The 19,678-nt window shown below is 72.9% G+C and carries 17 protein-coding genes and 1 pseudogene; 11 read left to right on the forward strand and 7 right to left on the reverse strand.

The annotated features are described in order from the left end of the window. From B5Y66_RS22720 to B5Y66_RS11740, 3 genes and pseudogenes are all read right to left on the reverse strand, one after another. Positions 1-295: pseudogene (locus B5Y66_RS22720) on the reverse strand (hypothetical protein); the annotation flags it as partial. A gap of 46 nt (positions 296-341) precedes the next feature. After that, complete coding sequence (locus B5Y66_RS11735; RefSeq protein WP_079575002.1) at positions 342-2,780, reverse strand: glycoside hydrolase family 95 protein; 2,439 nt, start codon at positions 2,778-2,780, stop codon at positions 342-344. A 312-nt stretch (positions 2,781-3,092) separates the two neighbouring features. After that, the gene (locus B5Y66_RS11740; RefSeq protein WP_079574690.1) at positions 3,093-3,842 is read right to left on the reverse strand and encodes a FadR/GntR family transcriptional regulator; all 750 of its coding nucleotides are present in this window, start codon (positions 3,840-3,842) and stop codon (positions 3,093-3,095) included. A gap of 203 nt (positions 3,843-4,045) precedes the next feature. Here B5Y66_RS11740 and B5Y66_RS11745 point away from each other — a divergent pair, with 203 nt between their 5' ends. The 9 genes from B5Y66_RS11745 (at position 4,046) to rbsD (ending at position 13,106) form a co-directional block, all read left to right on the forward strand. Then, complete coding sequence (locus tag B5Y66_RS11745) at positions 4,046-5,200, forward strand: mandelate racemase/muconate lactonizing enzyme family protein (RefSeq protein ID WP_079574691.1); 1,155 nt, start codon at positions 4,046-4,048, stop codon at positions 5,198-5,200. A 26-nt stretch (positions 5,201-5,226) separates the two neighbouring features. Next, positions 5,227-6,219 carry a hydroxyacid dehydrogenase gene (locus B5Y66_RS11750; protein ID WP_139820858.1) on the forward strand — a complete coding sequence of 331 codons (993 nt, stop codon included), beginning with the start codon at positions 5,227-5,229 and terminating at the stop codon, positions 6,217-6,219. Then, positions 6,216-7,736: a hypothetical protein gene (locus B5Y66_RS11755; RefSeq protein ID WP_245807069.1), complete on the forward strand. Its 1,521-nt coding sequence runs from the start codon at positions 6,216-6,218 to the stop codon at positions 7,734-7,736. The genes B5Y66_RS11750 and B5Y66_RS11755 overlap by 4 nt, the downstream gene beginning before the upstream one ends. 89 nt (positions 7,737-7,825) lie before the next feature. Next, complete coding sequence (locus B5Y66_RS11760) at positions 7,826-9,100, forward strand: ABC transporter substrate-binding protein (protein WP_079574693.1); 1,275 nt, start codon at positions 7,826-7,828, stop codon at positions 9,098-9,100. 25 nt (positions 9,101-9,125) lie between these two features. After that, a complete protein-coding gene (locus B5Y66_RS11765) occupies positions 9,126-10,019 on the forward strand; it encodes a carbohydrate ABC transporter permease (RefSeq protein WP_139820859.1) in 894 nt (297 codons plus the stop codon). A 47-nt stretch (positions 10,020-10,066) separates the two neighbouring features. After that, positions 10,067-10,870, forward strand: coding sequence for a carbohydrate ABC transporter permease (locus tag B5Y66_RS11770; protein ID WP_245807070.1), 804 nt, complete (start codon positions 10,067-10,069; stop codon positions 10,868-10,870). A gap of 3 nt (positions 10,871-10,873) precedes the next feature. Continuing rightward, positions 10,874-11,623 carry a deoxyribose-phosphate aldolase gene (gene deoC / locus B5Y66_RS11775; protein WP_245807071.1) on the forward strand — a complete coding sequence of 250 codons (750 nt, stop codon included), beginning with the start codon at positions 10,874-10,876 and terminating at the stop codon, positions 11,621-11,623. Between the two features lie 35 nt (positions 11,624-11,658). After that, the gene (locus B5Y66_RS11780) at positions 11,659-12,612 is read left to right on the forward strand and encodes a ribokinase (RefSeq protein WP_079574696.1); all 954 of its coding nucleotides are present in this window, start codon (positions 11,659-11,661) and stop codon (positions 12,610-12,612) included. Then, on the forward strand, positions 12,609-13,106 hold the full coding sequence (rbsD, locus tag B5Y66_RS11785) for a D-ribose pyranase (protein WP_079574697.1): 498 nt from the start codon (positions 12,609-12,611) through the stop codon (positions 13,104-13,106). Before B5Y66_RS11780 ends, rbsD begins: the two co-directional genes overlap by 4 nt. Positions 13,107-13,132: 26 nt before the next feature. Here rbsD and B5Y66_RS11790 read toward each other — a convergent pair whose 3' ends face one another. The 3 genes from B5Y66_RS11790 to B5Y66_RS11800 all read right to left on the reverse strand — a co-directional run bounded on the left by B5Y66_RS11790 (position 13,133) and on the right by B5Y66_RS11800 (position 15,783). Continuing rightward, positions 13,133-13,807: a hypothetical protein gene (locus B5Y66_RS11790; RefSeq protein ID WP_079574698.1), complete on the reverse strand. Its 675-nt coding sequence runs from the start codon at positions 13,805-13,807 to the stop codon at positions 13,133-13,135. Between the two features lie 234 nt (positions 13,808-14,041). After that, on the reverse strand, positions 14,042-14,701 hold the full coding sequence (locus tag B5Y66_RS11795) for an NADPH-dependent F420 reductase (protein WP_245807072.1): 660 nt from the start codon (positions 14,699-14,701) through the stop codon (positions 14,042-14,044). Further along, complete coding sequence (locus tag B5Y66_RS11800) at positions 14,698-15,783, reverse strand: LLM class flavin-dependent oxidoreductase (RefSeq protein WP_079574699.1); 1,086 nt, start codon at positions 15,781-15,783, stop codon at positions 14,698-14,700. The genes B5Y66_RS11795 and B5Y66_RS11800 overlap by 4 nt, the downstream gene beginning before the upstream one ends. Positions 15,784-15,897: 114 nt before the next feature. Between B5Y66_RS11800 and B5Y66_RS11805 the strand changes: the two genes are divergently transcribed. Together B5Y66_RS11805 and B5Y66_RS11810 are read left to right on the forward strand one after the other, a co-directional pair. Then, positions 15,898-16,365, forward strand: coding sequence for a MarR family winged helix-turn-helix transcriptional regulator (locus tag B5Y66_RS11805; protein WP_079575005.1), 468 nt, complete (start codon positions 15,898-15,900; stop codon positions 16,363-16,365). 65 nt (positions 16,366-16,430) lie between these two features. Beyond that, complete coding sequence (locus tag B5Y66_RS11810; protein ID WP_079574700.1) at positions 16,431-18,080, forward strand: DHA2 family efflux MFS transporter permease subunit; 1,650 nt, start codon at positions 16,431-16,433, stop codon at positions 18,078-18,080. A 107-nt stretch (positions 18,081-18,187) separates the two neighbouring features. Here B5Y66_RS11810 and B5Y66_RS11815 read toward each other — a convergent pair whose 3' ends face one another. Further along, positions 18,188-19,549 (reverse strand): MFS transporter, encoded by a 1,362-nt coding sequence (locus tag B5Y66_RS11815; RefSeq protein ID WP_079574701.1) that lies wholly within the window; start codon positions 19,547-19,549, stop codon positions 18,188-18,190. Positions 19,550-19,678: the final 129 nt, after the last annotated feature.

A 19,678-nucleotide genomic window follows, 5' to 3' on the forward strand; every position in this document is an offset into this window, starting at 1 on the left:
GGTAGTCGCCCTCGGCGAGGTTGACCACGATGTCGCACCGCATCTTGCGCTCGTGGTTGAGGCCGAGGTCCTGGATGTGGTCGCGGGCCTTGTCGAGGCTGGCCCAGGGCTTCTTCTGGGAGCCGTTGCCGCGGTCGTCGTCGCCGTCGGGCGAGACGTAGAACTGGGGGCACTTCCCCGCGCTCTGGGTGCTCGCCGCGTACGGGTCGAAGGCCGTGGCCCCGACCCCGACGGCCGCGACCGCGCTGGCCGCGACGACCGCCGCGACGCTCGTCCTGATCCATCGTCTGGACATCGGTGTCCTCTCTCGGTGTGGTGGTGCCGGTCAGGTCAGATAGCCGTCAGCCGGCCGGCTGCACGACGTACGTGGCGCCGCGGCGCGTCTCGAACACGGCGAGCCCGTTCTCCGGGCGCTCCACGGGGACGGGGCCGTCCGGCCCGACGACGCGCACGGGACCGTCGGTGCGCAGACGGACGGCGCGGCCGAGCAGCGAGCGCACACGCGCGTGGTCCAGCCGGCCGCCGGACCACGTCATCGTGATCTCGAAGCCGCCGCGGGTCCGCAGGCCGCGCACGCGCCCCTCGGGCCACGCCTCGGGGAGGCACGGCAGCAGCCAGACCTCGCCGGAGTGGGACTGCAGCAGCATCTCGTTGATCGCCGACGTGCCGCCGAAGTTGCCGTCGATCTGGAACGGCGGGTGCAGGTCGAACAGGTTGGGCGCCGTCCGGCCGGGGGAGAGCAGCTGCGTGAGGTGCGTGTAGGCGCCGTCGCGCTGCAGGAGCCGGGCGCGGATGTTCATCTTCCAGGCCAACGACCATCCGGCCGTCACGGCCGGGCCGCGCAGCTCGAGCGAGCGGTCGGCCGCGGCCGCGAGCTCCGGCGTCCGGCGGGGCGTGATCTGGTCGCTCGGGAAAACGCCCCACAGGTGGGAGACGTGGCGGCTGGTCTCGGTGGCCGCGTCCTCCCAGTCGATCAGCCACTCCTGGAGCTGGCCGAGGTAGCCGATCTGGTTCGGGGGCAGCTTGTCGCGCGCGGCGAGGGCCGCCACGGCCGTCTCGCGGTCGAGGCCCAGCTCCCTCGACGCCTGGTCGAACGCGGTGAACAGGTCGCGCAGGATCTGGCAGTCCATCGTCGGCCCGGCGCAGAGGCTCACGCCCTCGTCGTCGTCCTCGTGGTGCTTGAGCTCGGGGGAGTGCGACGGGCTCGTGACCAGGTAGCCGGTCGCGTCGTCGACGACGAGCGTGTCGAGGAAGAACTCCACGGCGCCGCGCAGCACCGGGAAGTACTCGCGCAGGGTGTCGAGGTCGCCGGTGTACTCGTAGTGCTCCCAGAAGAGCAGCGAGAGCCACGCGCCGCCGGTGGGCCACACCCCGTAGAAGGCGTGGTCGACCGGGGCGGTCCCGCGCCAGAGGTCGGTGTTGTGGTGCGCCACCCAGCCCCGGGCCCCCCACATCTTCTGCGCTGTCCGCGCCCCGGACTCCGCGAGCTCCTCGATCATCGCGAACAGCGGGCGCCAGCACTCGGCGAGGTTCGACGGGCCGGCGGGCCAGTAGTTCATCTCGCAGTTGATGTTCAGCGTGTACTTCGACTGCCAGGCGGGCAGCATCTCCGCGTTCCAGAGTCCCTGCAGGTTGGCCGGCTGCCCCGGGGACCGCGAGCTCGAGATCAGCAGGTACCGGCCGAACTGGTAGTACAGGGCGGCCAGCTGCGGGTCGCCGCCGGCGCGGAACGCCGCCACCCGCTCGTCGGTCGGCAGGTCGACCGCCGACGACGTGCCGAGGTCGAGGTCCACCCGGCCGAAAAGCTCCCGGTGGTCGCGCACGTGCGACCGGCGCAGCACGCCGAACCCGCTGACCGTCGCACGCTCGAGCGGCGGACCGGCCTGCTCGAGGGGGTCGCCGCCTACGTCGAGATAGCTGCGGTGGCTCGTGCCCACCGTCACGAGCAGCGTCACGGCGTCGGCGCCCCGCACGCGCAGCGACGACTCGTCGCACACCACGGACCCGCCGTCGGCGACGGCCCGCGCCAGGGCGACGAACCGCACCTCGCCCTCGAGCCCCTCGGCGGCGCCGGAGCGGCCTTCGAGGGCGAGCGTCCGGCCGTCGTGCGCCAGCGTGGTCGTCTCCTGGAGCGAGGCGAACGTGGCGTCGACCGAGACCGCCCCGGGCGCGTCCGCGCTCAGTCGCACGACGATCGCCTGGTCGGCGTGGCTGACGAACACCTCCCGCGTGTGGCGCACGCCGTCCGCGACGAACGTCGTGGTGGTCACCGCCGTGGTGAGGTCGAGCGACCGGCGGTACTCCGCGACGTCGTCGGTCAGTCCCGGGAAGGCGAGGCGCAGGTCGCCGACGGGCTGGTACTGCATCTGCTCCGTGGGCCGACCCATGAAGCGTTCGTCGGCGAGCCGCTGGGCCTCGGCCCAGCGCTCCTCGGCCAGCAGCCGCCGGATCTCGGGCAGGGACTCGGCGCCGCCCGGGTCGGCGTAGTCGTGCGGGCCGCCCGCCCAGACCGTGTCCTCGTTGAGCATGAGCGTCTCGGCCGCGACCCCGCCGAAGACCATCGCGCCGAGCCGGCCGTTGCCGACGGCGAGCGCCTCCAGCCACTGGGATGCGGGCCGCGGGTACCAGAGCCGCAGCGGGTTGGTCTCGGGATCGTGGCCGGCCGGCGCGGGGGTGTCGGCCCGGGCGGTGCCGGGGCGGGCTCCTCCCGCCAGCACGACGGCGCCGGCCGCCACGGCGCCGGTCGACCTCAAGAGGTCTCGTCGGGTGAACGTGCTCATCGCATCCATGCCTCTCGTCGCTGGGATCACGAAAGGTCGGACGCCTGCCCACTCGGCCGGGCGTCGTCGCCTTCGGTACCGGAACTACGGGGTGTCGCTGGGGTGCTGCCGCATGCGTCGTGCGCCGGGGCCGGGCAGCGTCGCCCGGCCTGCTCCGCCCGCGCGGCGGGGTGCCGGGGACGTCGTGCTGCGATGGAACGTAACGTAGTACATCACATGTCGTACAAGTCAACAGTCCGAGAAGAAGCCCGGTGCTCCGTGGCGGCTGCTGAGTCGCCCGGAGCACCGGGCGCGCGGGTTCGGCGGCGCGGGCTACGCGCCGGGCGCCTCCTGGGGCCGGCGTCGTGCCCACGACGACGTGATGTGGTCGCGCATCGCGGCCTCGGCGCCGGCCGCGTCGCCGGCCACGAGCGCCTCGAGGATCCGCGTGTGCCCCTCGTGCGTCGAGCGGACGTCCTCGACGCTCGGGGTGCCGCTGTACTGCGGCGTGTGCAGCGCCTTGCCCTGCACGCTGGACACGATCGCGCGGCCGAACGCGTCGCGCGACGCGCGGTGGATCAGCTCGTGGAACTCGACGTCGACACGGGCGTAGCCGGTCGGGTCGTCGACGAGGTCCGCGAGCTCGTCGAGCTTCGCCGTGAGCGCGGTGCGCTGCTCGGCGTCGAGCAGGCCTGCCGCCCGCCGCGCCATCGCGCACTCCAGGGTGGTCCGGATCTCGATGAGATTGTCCAGGTAGACGAGCCGGTCCTCGCGCTGGAAGAGGGCGTCGAGGACCAGCGGGTCGAGCAGGCTCCACTGGTCCTGGTCGAGCACGATGGTGCCCCATCCCTGCCGGGACGCGACCAGACCCTTCTCCACCAGGGCCGTGGTGGCCTCGCGGATCACGGTGCGGCTGACCTCGTACTGCTCGCAGAGCGCGCCCGCCGGGGGGAGGGCGCTGCCCGGGGGGTAGTCGCCGACGACGATCGCCGTGACGAGGCTCTTCACCACCGCGGCGGCGAGCGGCGGGCGGTGTCGCTGCGGGCGGGGTACCGCTCCGGCGGTCGAGGGCGTCGTTGTCATGTCGTCCGGGCTCCGTTCTGCGTCGCGGCCTGCGCTGACGGCCACCCTGAGCGTAGCGGAGGCTTGCGCACTCATCACTCGTATCATAAGTTATGACCTAGCCGTCAGACTCGGCGAGGCGCGGGCACTCCAGCCGCTGCACCTCCCACGACCCGGCCTCGAGACGCGCGCCGACGGCGGCGAGCGCGGAGTAGGAGCAGCGGATGCGCATCACGGGATACCGGACCCTCACCACCGTCCACCGATGGGGGCGTCCGGTGGGCGACGTCAACGGCGTCGTCGCGGACGGGGTGACCGAGGTGCCGGTCGTGCTCCTCGAGACGGACGCGGGCGTCACCGGCGTCGGCCTCGGGGCGAGCGGCGACCTCGACCTGGTCTTCGGGGCCCTGGAAGGCCAGGACCCGCGCGCGGTGACCGCGCTCTACGACCGGATGCTCGCCTTCGTCTTCAAGTCCGGGCACGCGGGCAGCACGTTCGGCACGATCGGCGCCTTCGACATGGCGCTGTGGGACCTCAAGGCCAAGCTCGCCGACGAGCCGCTGTGGCGCACGCTCGGTGCGGCCGACCGCTTCGTGCCGGCCTACGCGTCCGGGCTCGAGTTCGCGCTGCCCGACGACGCGCTGGTCGAGCTCTATGAGCCCTGGGCGGAGCGCGGCTTCACCGGCGCCAAGGTCAAGGGCGGCCTCGACGTCGACCGCGACGTCAAGCGGCTCGCGATCGTCCGTGACGTCCTGCGTGAGAACACCGACCATCCCGACCTCATGTACGACGTCAACGAGGCCTGGGGGCGCCACCAGGCCGTCCGCTTCGCGCGTCGCGTGGAGGACCAGGTCGACATCATGTGGATCGAGGAGCCGGTGCGCCGGTGGGACGTGGCGGGGCACCGGGCCGTCGCCTCCGAGCTGCGCGCCGCGGTCGCCACGGGGGAGAACCTCACCGGGCTCGAGCAGTACGGGCCGCTGCTGGACCGGGACGCCGTGGGCGTCGTGCAGGCGGGCAGCGTCTGGGGCATCACGCACTTCCTGCGGGTCGCGGTGCTGGCGCTCGGGCGGGACCTGCCGGTGAGCCCCGTGGGCTACAACGCCAACCCCGTCGCGCACGCGTCGGCCGCCGTCCCGAACCACCTCGTCACCGAGGTGCAGGACCTGTCGTGGCCCGTCGGGCTGCGCGTGGACCAGGAGATCCAGGACGGCGGGATCGTCCTGGGCGACGCGCCCGGCCTCGGCATCGAGGTCGACGAAGGGCTCATCGCCGCCAACCGTGAGTCGGGCACCTGGGCGGTGCCGTCGGGCCCGCACGTGCGGCCCGTCGACGCCGGGCTGCGCCTCGCACGCCGCCGGGCGGGCGAGCAGCCGTGATCGCGAGCCTGCGGCGGAGCGGCCCCGTGCGCCCCCGCGCGGTCCTGGCCTTCGACCCGCCCACCCTCGTCGAGCGGATCTTCGGGCCCGAGGGGCTCGCCCGGCTCGGCGCCGCCGTCGACCTCGACCCGGAGGTGGTCACCGAGGTGGCCTCGCCGGGCGCGCGTCGCCGGCTGGCCGACGCCGAGCTGCTGGTGGCCGGGTGGGGCGCCCCGCCCCTGGCGACGGAGCTGGTGCCGCGGCTGCGCGCCGTCGCCTACGCGGGCGGGGTCGCGCGCACGTGCCTCGCCGACCCGGCGAGGCTCGCGGCGCGCGGGGTGACGGCGTCGAACGCCCGGGCTGCCAACGCCGTCCCGGTCGCCGAGTACACGCTGGCCATGATCCTGCTCGCGAACAAGAAGGCGCACTCGGCCGAGCGCGCCTATCGCGAGCGCCGCGCGGCGCCGGACGCCGAGCGGCTGCTGACGGGCGCAGGCAACTACCGCCGTACCGTCGGCATCGTCGGGGCCTCGCAGGTGGGGCGCCGCGTCGCCGAGCTGCTGCGCCCCTTCGACCTCGACGTGCTGGTGCACAGCCCCGAGCTCGAGCCGGGGCCGGTGCCGGGTCTGCCCGGAGCCCGGGCGGCAGAGCTCGACGAGGTCGCGGCGCGCAGCGACGTCCTGTCGCTGCACCAGCCGCTCACCCCCGAGACGGCGGGGCAGGTCGACGCGCGGGTCCTCGGCCTGTTGCCGGACGGCGCCACGCTGATCAACACCGCGCGCGGCGGCGTCGTCGACGGTGCGGCGCTGCTCGCCGAGCTGCGCACCGGCCGGATCGATGCGGTGCTCGACGTCACCGACCCCGAGCCGCCGGCCCCGGACAGCGACCTGTGGAGCCTGCCGAACGTGGTGCTCACCCCGCACCTCGCCGGATCCACGGGCACGGAGCTGCGCCGGATCGGCGCGTCGGTCGTGGCGGAGGCCGAGCGGTTCGCGCGCGGGCTGGAGTTCGAGCACCCGGAGGAGCTGGTGGCGTCGTGAGCACGTCGAGCACGGTGCGCGAGGATGCCACCTGCAGCAACGAGGCAGGAGGACGGATGGCGGCAGGACAGGCAGGACCCGACGTCGCGGCGCTGGCGCGATGGATGCGCACGTGGGTGGGCGACGAGGGGCAGATCCGGGGCTTCCACAACCACAGCGTGTGGGGCACCAACCCGGCGACGTTCGTGGACTTCACCAGCGGCCACCAGGCGTTCTCGGCGCCGGCCACCGCGGCGTTCGGCGAGGCCCTCGCACAGCACCCCGACGACCGCGGCCTCGACCTGTGGCGCCGGATGATGCTCTTCCAGGCGGGGACCGTTCAGGACGACGGGCAGTTCCGGCACATCGGGTTCCAGGTGGGGGAGTCGGCCACGTCCGGCCTCATCCACAACATGGTGGGCTGCCTCGGCCTGGTGGAGGGGCTGCGGCACGCCGGCCACCTCCTGACCGACGACGACCGCGCCCAGGTGCTGGTGTCCGTGCGGCGCAACCTCGACGCGTGCCGCGTCTACGGCGGCGGCCGGCCCACCCCCGACGGCACGGTGAACCAGGAGTACGCGCGGGTCTGGGCGAAGCTGCGGTACACGGAGCTGAGCGGTGACGACGTCTTCGCCGACGAGCTCGAGGACGACCTCGACGCGCTGGTGCGGCTCGGCCACGTGCGCGGCGTGCCCGACGACGAGTCCGTGGGCACGTTCCGCCAGCCGACCGACCGTGCGGGCGGCGGCATCCTCGAGCCCGCCGAGTACTACGGGCTCATGGTGGTGCCCCTCGCGCTCGGCGCCCGGCGGTTCGGGCGCCCGGACCTCCTCGAGGAGGCCGTCGCGATCTGCCGGCACGTCGCGCGCTCGGCGTGGGTCGACGACGCGGGGTGCACGCGGTTCCACCGCTACTGGTACGTGCAGGGCGCCACGCACCTGCTCTCGACCACCCCGATGCTCGTCGCCGGGATGGGGCTGACCCTCTACGGGATCGAGGAGGTGCTCGCCGAGGTCGACGTGCCGGAGCTGGCGGCGTTCCGCGACGCGTGCCTGCGGACCTACGCCGAGTACCAGTCGCCCGCCGGCCCGTTCGTGTCGGCGACGGGCTGGCACCACGAGGCCGACGTCGCGCCCAGCACCGCCTGGCACGCGCACGACCTGATGTTCCTGGTCCGGCACGCGCTGCTCCGGGGCGACGTCGACGCGTCGTTCTGGGACGACGTGTTCGCCGACCGCGACCGCCAGGCCGTCATCCTGTCCGACCGGGCGTTCTGGGCCGAGGACGGCGTGCACTGGTGCATCCTCAGCCCGTACACGGCCGGGGACCTCAGCATCTACGGCCGCAAGGACCGGGACACGTTCGCCCGGTCGTTCTTCGCCTGGACGGACAAGGAGCCGCTGCCGGCGGAGCTGGAGTACCCGGGGGCGCCGGCGTTCTTCGTCGCGGACGAGGGGATCTTCCGGGTCGACGCCGCGGACCGGCCCTCGGACGTGACCGTGGTCGGGCCCGTCCCGTTCCGAGGGCGGCTCGGATAGGGACTGGTGGCCCGCCACCTCTCACATGTAGCATGTATGACAAGTGGTCCTCGTCTTCGAGGACGACGCACCCACCCAGGGAGACAACGATGTCAGCAAGGTTTCGGCGCGGGGCGATCGGCGCCTCCGCGCTCGGGCTCGTACCCGTCCTCGCCCTCACGGCCTGCAGCTCCGACGACGGCGGCGCATCGGGCGGCGGCGACCAGGTGCGGATGCTCGTGAACATCACCGACAACCTCACCCAGGCGAAGTGGGACGAGCTGGTGGCCCCCTTCGAGGAGGAGACCGGGGTCGACGTCAAGGTCGAGGGCCCGAGCGGCCAGTCGGTCGCGGAGACGTTCCCGACGCTGCTGGCGGCCGGCACGGCGCCCGACGTCATCCAGTCGATCTTCCCCACCGAGGACACGGCGCCCGAGATCCTCGACCTCTCGGACCAGGACTGGGCGCAGGACACGCCGATGGCCGACCTGTACTCCACGGACGGCACGATCAACGTGGTGGGCGTGGGCATGCAGGCGCAGTCGCTCCTGTACTACAACAAGGAGCTCTTCGAGCAGGCCGGCGTCGCCGAGCCGCCCACCACGTGGGAGGAGATGGACGCCGCCCTGCAGGCCCTCGAGGACGAGGGCGTGAAGAAGCCGATCGGCTTCGCCTCCGAGTGGGCCACGGGCGTCCAGGTGCAGGAGATCTGGCACCCGCAGCAGAACGTCACGACGCCCGGCTGGCAGCAGGCCGTGGCCGGTGGGACCTCGACGCTCGGCGACCAGTTCCAGCCGGTGTTCGAGCACGTCGCCGACTGGATCGACGCGGGCTACACGACGGCCGACGACGTGGCGACCGACAGCGGCACCCAGGAGGCGAACTTCATCGCCGGCGACGTCGGCATCTACCCGATGGGGTCGTGGTTCACCACGACGCTCGCCGCGTCGCCGCCCGACTTCGAGGTCGGGATCTTCGCGCCGCCGGTCGACGACGCCGCGGACCACCCGGGCCCGATGGGCGCCACGATGGCGTTCCCGTACATGGTCTGGAACGGCACACAGGCCAAGGACGCCGCCACGCAGCTCGTCGAGTACCTCGTCACCGACGAGGACGCGATCGCCGCCCAGGCCGCGATGGACAACTTCAACCGCGAGGGACTGGACACCAGCGCGAACCCGTACGCGGGGCAGGTCCAGGAGCTCCTCGACGCCGCGCCGTCGCTCGTCGTGCCCGGCAACCAGACGGTGGGCGACTTCGCCCTGCCGGTCGCCGGGTTCAACGAGAAGTTCACCGAGGTCGCGCAGGGGCTGTGGCAGGGGACGGCCCCGGCCGACGCCGCGGGCCAACTCACGGCCTGGTACGACGCGGAGGCAGCGGGCTGAGATGGCTCGATCGAGGACGGCACGCATGCTGGGGAGACGAGGCGCCCGCGGCCGGGGCCTGATGACGGTCCCGGCGGCCCTGATCTACGTCGGGCTGATGGTGGTGCCGGTCGGATACGCCGTCTACTACTCGTTCACCGAGTACAACGGCATCCCGAGCCAGACGCCGCAGTGGGTGGGGCTGGAGAACTACACGAGGATCTTCACGGACCCGACCGGCGACATGCACTCGTCGCTGTGGGTGACCGGGATCATCGCGGTCGTGGGGGCGTTCGGCGTCAACGTGATCGCGCTCGGCCTGGCGCTCCTGCTGCGCAGGACCACGCCGTTCACCGCGTTCGCGCGGGCCGTGATGTTCTACCCGCACGTGCTGTCCGCCCTCATCGTCGGGTTCCTGTGGCAGGCGATCCTCGGCCCGCAGGGCGCCGTGAACAACCTGCTCACCGGGTCGGGCCGGTCGGCCCTGCCGTTCCTGTCGGACCCGGGCTGGGCGCTCGCGACCATGATCGCCGTGATCGTGTGGGCCCAGCTCGGCGTCCAGCTCGTGCTGTACCTGGCGGGCCTGCAGGCGGTGCCGGCGGACCTGCAGGAGGCGGCGACGCTCGACGGCGCCGGGAAGGCGCAGGTGTTCCAGCACGTCACGTGGCCGGCGCTCGCGCCCACCGTGACGGTGACGATCGTGACGTCGGTGCTGTCGCTGCTCAAGGTCTACGAGGTCGTCCTCGGCCTGACGAACGGCGGCCCCGGGGACGCGACGCAGACCTGGGCCTACGAGATCCTCGCCGTGTCCTTCGCCAACAACAAGGTCGGCCTGGCGTGCGCCCAGGCGGTGCTGCTCATCGTCGTCGCCGGGATCCTGTCGTTCACGATCATCGCGCTGCGCAAGCGCGCCGAAGAGGGAGCAGAGGCGCTGTCATGAACCGGTCGGGCAGTCGGACCGTGCGGTCGCGCGCGACCGCACGGAACGTGGCGATCGCGCTGCTGTCGGTGGCCATGCTGGTGCCGCTGTACATCGTCGTCGTCAACGCGTTCAAGCCGCAGCAGGAGATCCTGCTGTCCCCGCTGGGGCTCGACCCGGCCACGGCGTCGACCCAGTACCTGCAGGACGCCTGGACCAACCCGAACTTCCCGGTCGTCTCGGGCTATGCGGTGACGCTGCTCCTCGTGGTGGCGTGCAACGTCGTCGCGATCGGGGCGTCCGTCCCGACGGCCTACGTGATCGCCCGCACCCCCACGGTGCTGTTCCGGGTCCTGCTGCTGTTCTTCGTGGCGGGCATGTTCATCCCGGCGCAGATCATCCTGGTGCCCGCGATCTTCGTGCTCAAGGCGCTGCACCTGATGGGGACGCTGCCCGGCCTCGTGCTCTTCATGTCCTCGACGATGATCCCGTTCACCCTGTTCATCTTCACCGGGTACATCCGCATGCTGCCGCGCTCGCTCGACGAGGCGGCCGCGATCGACGGCGCGAGCCAGCAGCGGGTGCTGTGGCGCATCGTGTTCCCGCTCATGAAGCCGATCGTCGCGACGGCGTTCATCCTCAACGCGCTGAGCGCGTGGAACGACTTCGTGAGCCCGCAGCTCATCCTCGGGCCCGGGTCGTCGTTCCGGACCATCACCACCGGCGTGTACGCGGCCGTGTCCTCGTACACCACCAACTACGAGATCGTGTTCCCCACCCTGCTGCTGGCGGTGGTGCCGATCCTGCTCATCTTCGTCCTCATGCAGCGACACGTGATGAGCGGCCTGTCCGCGGGCGCGGTCAAGGGTTGACCCGTGGGCACGACGACCGACCTCCCCGTCACCAGCAAGGAGACCCGCATGACTCTCGACTTCACCGACCCGCGGCAGGTCGCCCGGGCGATCCAGTACACGAACGTCAACCCCGACCTCACCCGCGACGGCGTGGTGAAGCACGTCGAGACGTGCGCCGCCTACGGCTTCGACGCCGCGATGATCGCGCCCTACTGGGTGCCCCTCGCCAAGGATGCGCTCGCCGGCACCGGCGTCAAGGTCGCCTCCACGCTCAACTTCCCCATGGCCAACGACACCCCCGAGATGCGCCTCGCTGCGTTGCGGGCCCTCGTCGCGGCCGGGGTGGACGAGTTCGACTTCCCGCCGCACCCGGGCCTGCTGCTCGGCGGCGACGAGGACCTCTATGCCCGGGACGTCGAGGACGTCGTCCGGCTCGCGCACGCGGAGGGCGTCGTCGTGAAGGTGATGCTCGAGTTCGGCTTCCTGCCCACCGACGACCTGAAGGTGCGCGCGACCCGGATCGCGTACGAGGCCGGCGTCGACTGGGTGAAGCAGTCCTCGGGCTGGGGCAAGGGCGGCCTCGCGGCGACCGAGCACGACGTGCGCCTGCTCGCCGCGAACATCGAGCCGCCCTGCCGGGTGAAGGTCTCCGGCAAGGTCAACTCGCTGGCGAAGATGCAGAGCCTGTTCGAGGCCGGCGCCGAGCTGGTGGGCACCAGCTCCGGACCTGCCATCGTCGACGGTCTCGTCGGCGACCCGGACGCCTACTGATCCAGGCGCGACAGCGCGCGACACGGAGGAGAGCGATGAGGCTCACGGTGGTGGGGAGCTACGCGAAGGCTCTCGTGATGACGGTCGACCGGCTGCCCGGGCCGGGGGAGACCCTGCTCGGGCAGGAGTACCGCGAGACGTTCGGGGGCAAGGGCTCCGACATGGCCGTGCAGGCCGCGCGGCTCGGCGCCGAGGTGACGTACGTCGGGGCGGTGGGTGACGACGCGCACGGTGCGGAGTTCCGCGCGCTGCTGGCCGCCGAGGGGGTGGACGGCACCCGGGTGACGGTCGACCCGACGGCGCCGACAGGCGTCGGGTTCATCGTCAAGGACACCGCGGGACGCAATCTCATCGTCGTCGACAAGGGCGCCAACGACCGGCTCTCGCCGGAGGTCCTGGACGCGTCGGCCGACGTGCTGCGCGCCGCGGACGTCGTCCTCGCGCAGCTCGAGATCCCGCTGGGGTCCGCGCTGCACGGGCTGGCGGTCGCGCGGTCCGCCGGGGTGGCGACGGTGCTCAACCCGGCGCCGGCCGTCGACCTGCGCGGCGTGGACCTGTCGGCGGTGGACGTGCTGACGCCGAACGAGCACGAGGCCCGGGTCGCGCTGGGCCTGCCGCCCAGCGACCCGACCCCGGTCGCCGAGCTCGCGCGGCGGCTGCGCGCCCTCGGGCCGCGCGCCGTGGTCGTCACGTGCGGCGGCGCGGGCGCGGTCGTCGTGGACGATGCCGGCTCGACGGCGGTGCCGCCGGTGGCGGTCGACGTCGTGGACTCCAACGGCGCGGGCGACAGCTTCAACGCGGCGCTCGCCGTCGCGCTCGGGGAAGGGCAGGACCTGGCCGCGGCGGCCGGGTTCGCGAACGCCGTCGCGGCGTTGTGCTGCGAAGGCTGGGAGACCGTGCCGTCCTACCGGACCCGGGAGGACGTCGAGGCGTTCCTCGGGGGGTCCGGTGTGCAGGCCGGGACGATCGAGACGGAGGAGAGCGCATGAGGAGCGGACGGATCCTGCACCCCGGGCTGGCCGGAGCGCTGGCGACCCTGGGGCACACCGACGTCGTGCTGGTGACCGACGCGGGTTTCCCCATCCCGCAGGACGCCCACCGCGTCGACCTCGCGCTCACGCGCGGGCACCTCGACGTGCGGACGATCCTGCGGGTGCTGCTGGAGGAGGTCTTCGTCGAGGAGGTGCACCTGGCCACCGAGGTGAGGTCGCGCCACCCGCGCCTGTACGGCGACGTGCAGGACCTGTTCACCGGGTCGGGCGCCACCTTCCACGGCACCACGCACCAGCACCTCATCGAGCACTGGGCGCCGCGCGCCAAGGTCGTGGTGCGCTCGGGCTCGTTCGAGCCGTGGGCGAACTTCGCGCTCGTCGCGTCGACCGCGCCCTTCGAGTGGTTCGCGGACGACGACGTGACGATCCTGCCGGAGTACGTCGAGCGCCGGCGGCTGATCGCCGAGGGCGTGCGGCCCGAGCTCGGGTAGTACGCCCCCGGCGTCGTCCGGCGACGTCAGGCGTCGGCGAGCGCCGCCAGCCACTCGGACCAGAACTCCCTCCACTGCTCGGCCCCGGTCGCGGACCCGAGCCGTTCGTGCGTCACGGTCAGCCGCAGCCGCGAGCCGGCCGGGTCCAGCGAGAACATCACGACGCCGTGCTCGCCGTCGGCGTCGGACACCCTGAACCGCGGGCTCTTGACGCCGGCCCGCGACCGCGGGGCGAGCACCAGGCCGGGCACGAGGTCGGCGCGGTCGCCGTCGTCGTCGAGCAGCGCGCGCAGCTCGGCAGGGTCGAGGTCCAGCAGCCGCGACCGGCTCACCGAGAACGTGCCGTCCGGCCGCTGTCCGGGCACGCGCAGGCCGGTGATGCGCTCGTACCCGACGGTGACGGACTGCGCCCACCAGCCCGAGACGCCGGGGTGCTCGCCCACCCAGGCGGCGATGGCGGTGTGCCCGGCGTCGCGGCCCGGCCCGGCGTCGACGAGGGCGACCCACTCGTCCCAGGCGCGGCCGGTGCTCGCGCGGATCGTGTCGTCGGAGAGGTCGGGCTCCGAGGCCCACGCCCGGGCGGCGGGGGCGTCGGACGGCGACGCCTGGGCGAGCAGGGTGCGGCGCGCGGCGCCGTACCTCTCACCGGTGGCGACCATGCGCGCGCGGACGCGCTTCTTGAACGACTCCTGCGTGGTCATGAGGACTCCTGCGTGCTCGCTCGGTGCGCCACCCGCGGCTCGCGCCCGCCGGCAGGCACCGGTGAACACGGTGTCCTGACCGCGTCGAGCACTCGAGGTCCCCTCTGCCCCCACCGCTCGCGCGGTCCCGGCGGCGCGAGCGTCGGTCCGGGGGTCGGGCGGGACGCGCCGCCCTGCCCGCCAGCATAGGCGCCCCGCGCGGAGCCGTCCTGGCCGGTACGCCGACGGCGCCGCTCAGCTGGCGAGGGCGACGATCGCGCGGAGCTCCGCGTGGGGAAGGTTCGCCCCGAACGCCGGGGTGCCGGGCTGCAGGCGCGCCCCGGCGGACAGCGGGCCGGCGACGACCGGGTCGAAGCCGAGCCGGTCGACGAGGTCGGCGGCCAGCCGCACGTCGTCGGCGTCGTCCCCGGCGACGGCGATCGCCCGGCGTCCGGGCGCCCCGGCGGGCCGGGCCCCGGCGTCGAGGTCGTGGTACCCCATGTGGTTGAACGCCTTGACGACGCGGGACGCCGGGAGGAACCCCTGCACGAGCTCGCTCGTCGAGGTGGCCGGGTCGCTCAGGTCCGTCCGGTGCCCGTCGACCTCCCACCAGTAGTTCATGGCGTCGACGACCAGCTTCCCGGCGAGCGCGTCCGCGGGAACGGTCCGGTACCGGCCGAGCGGGAGCGCGAGGACGACGACGTCGGCCTTCGCCGCGGCTTCCTGGGCGGTGACGGCGTGGGCGCCGGGGGCGAGCACGTCGACCGTGAGCGCGATCTTCTCCGGGTCGCCGGATCCCGCGACGAGCACGCGGTACCCGGCGGCGACGGCGAGCCGCGCCAGGACGGTCCCGACCTTCCCGGCACCGAGGATGCCGACCGTGGCCGCTCCGTCGAGAGGCGCCGGCGCGGTCATACGGCGTCGCCGCCCGCGGCGGCGCCGACGACTGCCTCGCCGGACGTGGCGCGTTCCGCGACCAGCTCCCGGACCCGCGGGATCACGCGGGTGCCGTAGAGCTCGACGTTGCGCAGCCGGGCCTCCGCGGGCTGCGCGCCGGTGGTGTAGATCATGTCGAAGCGGCCGACGCCGAGCTCGGTGACGGCGGCGGCGATGCGTCGGGACACGGTCTCGGGCGAGCCGACGTACAGCGAGCCGTGCGCCACCTCGGCGTCGAACTCCTCGCGCCGCAGGGGCGGCCATCCGCGCAGCGCGCCGATGCGGTCGCGCTGGCGACGGTAGTGGGGCCAGAAGATCTCGACGGCCTCGTCGTCGGTGTCGGCGACGAACCCGGGGGAGTGCATGCCCACGGGGTGCGCCGTCGTGCCGAGCTGGGCGGTCGCGCGCCGGTACAGGTCGACGTACGGCGCGAACCGCGCGGGCTCGCCGCCGATGATCGCGAGCATGAGCGGCAGGCCGTAGTGGGCCGCGCGGACCACGGACTGCGGCGAGCCGCCCACCCCGACCCACGTGGCCAGGTGGCCGGACTCCGTCTTGGGGAAGACGTCGGCGTCCCGCAGCGCCGGCCGGGTGGTGCCGGACCATGTGACGGGCTTCTCGGTGAGCAGCTCCGAGAAGAGGTGGATCTTCTCCTCGAAGAGCAGGTCGTAGTCGGCCAGGTCGTAGCCGAACAGCGGGAACGACTCGGTGAACGAGCCGCGTCCGAGGATGACCTCGGCGCGACCGTCGGACAGGGCGTCGAGGGTGGCGAACCGCTGGAAGACGCGGACGGGGTCGTCGGAGGACAGGACGGTGACGCCCGAGGCGAGGCGGATCCGCTCGGTGCGGGAGGCGATGGCGGCCAGCACGGTCTCCGGCGTCGAGACCGCATACTCCGGCCGGTGGTGCTCGCCGAGGGCGACGACGTCGACGCCGACCTGGTCGGCCAGGACCGCCTCCTCGACGACCTGGCGGATCGCGGCGGCGTGCGAGACGAGCTCGCCGTCGGCGCCGACGGGACGGTCGCCGAACGTGTCGAGCCCGAGCTGGAGCGTGGTCATGAATCCTCCCGTGCCGCGGGCCGGGTCCGGCCGTCGCGAGTTGACGTGTCATCTGTGCGGACGCCGGGGTAACGTCGGAGTTGACGTGTCAATTCCCGGAGGGTGGTGGGCTGCGTGACGCAGGAGCGGTCCGGCGCGCGGCGCTCGCCGACCGGCGACCAGCTGCGCACGTGGCGGGAGTTCGTCGAGACGACCGACGCGCTGCGCTCGCGGCTCTCGTCGCGCCTGCAGGCGGAGTCGTCGCTGTCCTCGTCCGACTACGCGGTGCTGCTCGCGCTGCACGACGCCGACGGCCACTGCCTGCGCTCCTCGGCGCTCGCCGACGCCGTCGGCTGGGAGCGCAGCCGACTGTCGCACCAGGTGGGCCGCATGGAGCGACGCGGCCTGGTCGCCCGGCAGGGAAGCCGGTCGGCCGGCGTCGCGCTCACCGACGACGGGGCGGCGACGTTCCGGCGCGCGTCGGTCGCGCACCTGCGCACCGTCCGGCACCTGTTCGTCGACGCGCTGACCGACGACCAGCTCGCTGCGGCCGGTGAGATCGCCGCCGCGCTGCGGGCCGCGCTGGACCGCCCCGGCGGCTGAGGCGGCCCGCCCGGCCCGGTGTCCCAGGGCGCGCGGCCGTCGGTGGCCCGTGCCACTCTCGTCGCATGTCCACGACGTCCGGGCGCGCCCCGGTGACCCCGCTCGTCGACCTGCAGGGCAGGTCGGCATGGAGCGTGCTGCCGCCGCTCATCCTCGGCTTCTTCATGATCATGGTCGACACCACGATCGTGAACATCGCCATCCCGACCCTCACCGACCAGTTCGGCGCCTCCCTCATCGAGGTGGGCTGGGTCAACAGCGCCTACCTGCTCTCGTACGCGGTGCTGATGCTGCTGGCCGGCCGGCTCGGCGACCGCTACGGGCAGAAGTCGGTGTTCATCGCCGGGCTGATCGTGTTCACGACGTTCTCGTTCCTGTGCGGCTTCTCCGGCAACATCGGCTCGGAGCCCGAGATCGGCTGGCTCATCGGCTTCCGCGTGCTGCAGGGCGTCGGCGCGGCGATGATGACGCCGCAGACGATGTCGATGATCACCCGCGTGTTCCCGGCCACCCAGCGCGGGGCCGCGATGGGGCTCTGGGGCGCGACGGCCGGCGTCGCGACGCTCGTCGGCCCGCTGCTCGGCGGTGTCTTCGTGGAGACGATCGGCTGGGAGTGGATCTTCTACGTCAACATCCCGGTGGGCGTCGCGGCGCTGTGGTTCGCCTTCGCGCGGCTGCCGCACCTGCCGTCGCACGGCACGACGATGGACCCGCTGGGCGTGGTCCTGTCCGTGGTGGGTCTCGCGGCCGTGGTGTTCGGCCTGCAGGAGGGCGAGAACTTCGACTGGGGCCACATCTGGGGGCCGTTCTCGGTCTGGTCGATCGTGGCGCTCGGCGTCGTCGTCCTCGCCGTCTTCGTGTGGTGGCAGCACCGGCAGGGGCCGCGCGCCCTGCTGCCGCTCCGGCTGTTCCGCTCGCGCAACTTCTCGCTCGCCAACGTGGACGGCATGGTCGTCACGTTCGCGATGATCGGGATCTTCTTCCCGCTGACGATCTACCTGCAGTCCATCCTCGGCCTCACGCCCATCAACGCGGCGCTCGTGATGATGCCGGGCTCCCTCGTGTCCGGAGTGGTCGCGCCGTTCGCGGGCCGGCTCTCGGACCGCGTGCCCGCCAAGTGGGTGGTCGCGGCCGGGTTCGCCGCGATCGCCGGCGCGGTGCTGTGGCTCGCCGCCGTCATCGACCCCGACCTGTCGCCCTACGCCCTGCTGTGGCCGATGGCGCTGTTCGGCGTCGGCACCGGCCTCACCTTCTCGCCGCTCTCCAACCTCGCGACGTCGGGGCTCGACGCGCGCACGGCCGGCGCCGGCGCGGGCGCGTTCAACACCAACCGCCAGGTGGGCGGTGTCATCGGGTCGGCGGTCGTCGTGGCCCTGCTGTCTGCCCGGCTCACGGTGACCGTCCCGGCGGCCGCGCAGGACGCCGCCGCCGCGCTGCCCGAGCAGTACCGGCAGGCGTTCGTCGACGGCATCTCGCAGGCGAGCGGCAGCCTCGGCACGACGGCGGTCGGCTCCGTGCAGCTGCCGGACTCGGTGCCCGCGTCGGTCGCCGAGCAGGTAGGGGTCGCCGCCCAGCAGGCGTTCTTCGCGGGCTTCGCCGACGCGGCTTCCCAGACGCTCCTGCTCGTCGGCGTGGTCCTGGTGATCGGCGTCGTCTGCGCCGCGGCGATGTCGCCCGTGCAGCACCGCGAGCACGAGGACGCCGGCCGGGCCTGACCGGAGGTCGGCGGAGCCTGCCCTCGACGCGCGGGGGTCGCGCCGGACGCAGGTCGAGCCTGTCGGGACCGGGTGGTTCCGACAGGCTCGACCGGTGACCCGAGGGGTCAGGCCTTGATGTCCCCGCTGAAGTCGACGTCCCGGGTCTCCTTCTGGAGCCACAGGGCGACGAACGTGATCGCGGCCATGGCCGCGAGGTACACGCCGACCAGCACGGGCGAGTCCGCGGCCTCCCACAGCCACACCGCGATGAACGGCGCCACGGCGGCGCCGAGGATCGACGCGACGTTGTAGGAGATGGAGGCGCCCGTGTAACGGACGTTGGCGGGGAAGAGCTCGGGCAGGAGCGCGGCCATCGGCCCGAAGGTGAGCCCCATGAGGGTGAAGCCCAGGATGAGCAGCGACATCACGCCCACCGTCCCGGCGGCGAACAGCGGCACGAACAGCAGGCCGAAGACCGCGATGCCGCCGGTCACGACGAGCAGCAGGGGGCGCCGGCCGTACCGCTCGGCGAGCGGGCCCGACGCGAGGGTGAAGAGGCCGAAGAAGACGCACCCCACGATGAGCATCCACAGGAAGTCGATCTTCTCGTAGCCGAGCCCGGCGGGGGAGCCGTCGGTGGTCTCGGTGGCGGCGATGCCGTAGTTCAGCGTGAACGTGGTCATCAGGTAGAACAGCCCGTAGGTGGCGAGCATGATGAACGTGCCCGAGACGATCTTGCGCCACGAGGTGCGGAACACCTCGGCCACGGGCACCTTCGCCACGGCCTCGGCCTCGACGACCTTGGTGAAGGCCGGGGTCTCGATGAGCTTGAGGCGCACCCACAGGCCGACGATGACGAGGACGGCGCTGGCGAGGAACGGCACGCGCCAGCCCCACGAGGTGAACTGCGCCTCCGTCAGGGTCTGGGACAGGCCGATGAACACGAGGTTGGCGAGGATGAAGCCGATCGGCGCGCCCAGCTGCGGGAACGTGCCCCAGATCGCGCGCTTGCCGGGCGGGGCGTTCTCGGTGGCCAGCAGGGCGGCGCCGCCCCACTCGCCGCCGAGGCCGAGGCCCTGGCAGAACCGGCACAGCACCAGGACGAGCGGCGCGAGCACGGCCCACCCCGGGGTCGTGGCGGCGGGGATGAGGCCGATCACCACGGTGGCGACGCCCATGGTGAGCAGCGACGCGACCAGGGTCGCCTTGCGGCCGACGCGGTCGCCGAAGTGGCCGAACAGCACCGACCCGACGGGGCGGGCGACGAACGCCACCCCGAACGCCGCGAACGACGCGAGCAGCGCCGTCGTCCCGTCCTGGTTCGGGAAGAACAGCGCGGGGAACACGAGCGACGCCGCGGTCGCATACGCGTAGAAGTCGTAGAACTCGATCGAGGTGCCGATCAGCGACGCGACGATGACGCGGCCGCGCGAGTTGGCGGCCGGCGTCGGCGTGCTGGTGGCGCCGGACGTGACGGAAGTGCTCATGGTCGACGACCGTACGACCGACGTATCGCATCATGAACAGACGTCTCATCATGTGAATCGGCCGCTCGTGCGTGCCGGTGCCCGGGGCGTGAAGGTGTGGTGAACGTGAATAAGCCCGCGGTGGCGCGT

Source organism: Krasilnikoviella flava, assembly GCF_900167525.1.
Lineage (GTDB): Bacteria > Actinomycetota > Actinomycetes > Actinomycetales > Cellulomonadaceae > Isoptericola > Isoptericola flavus.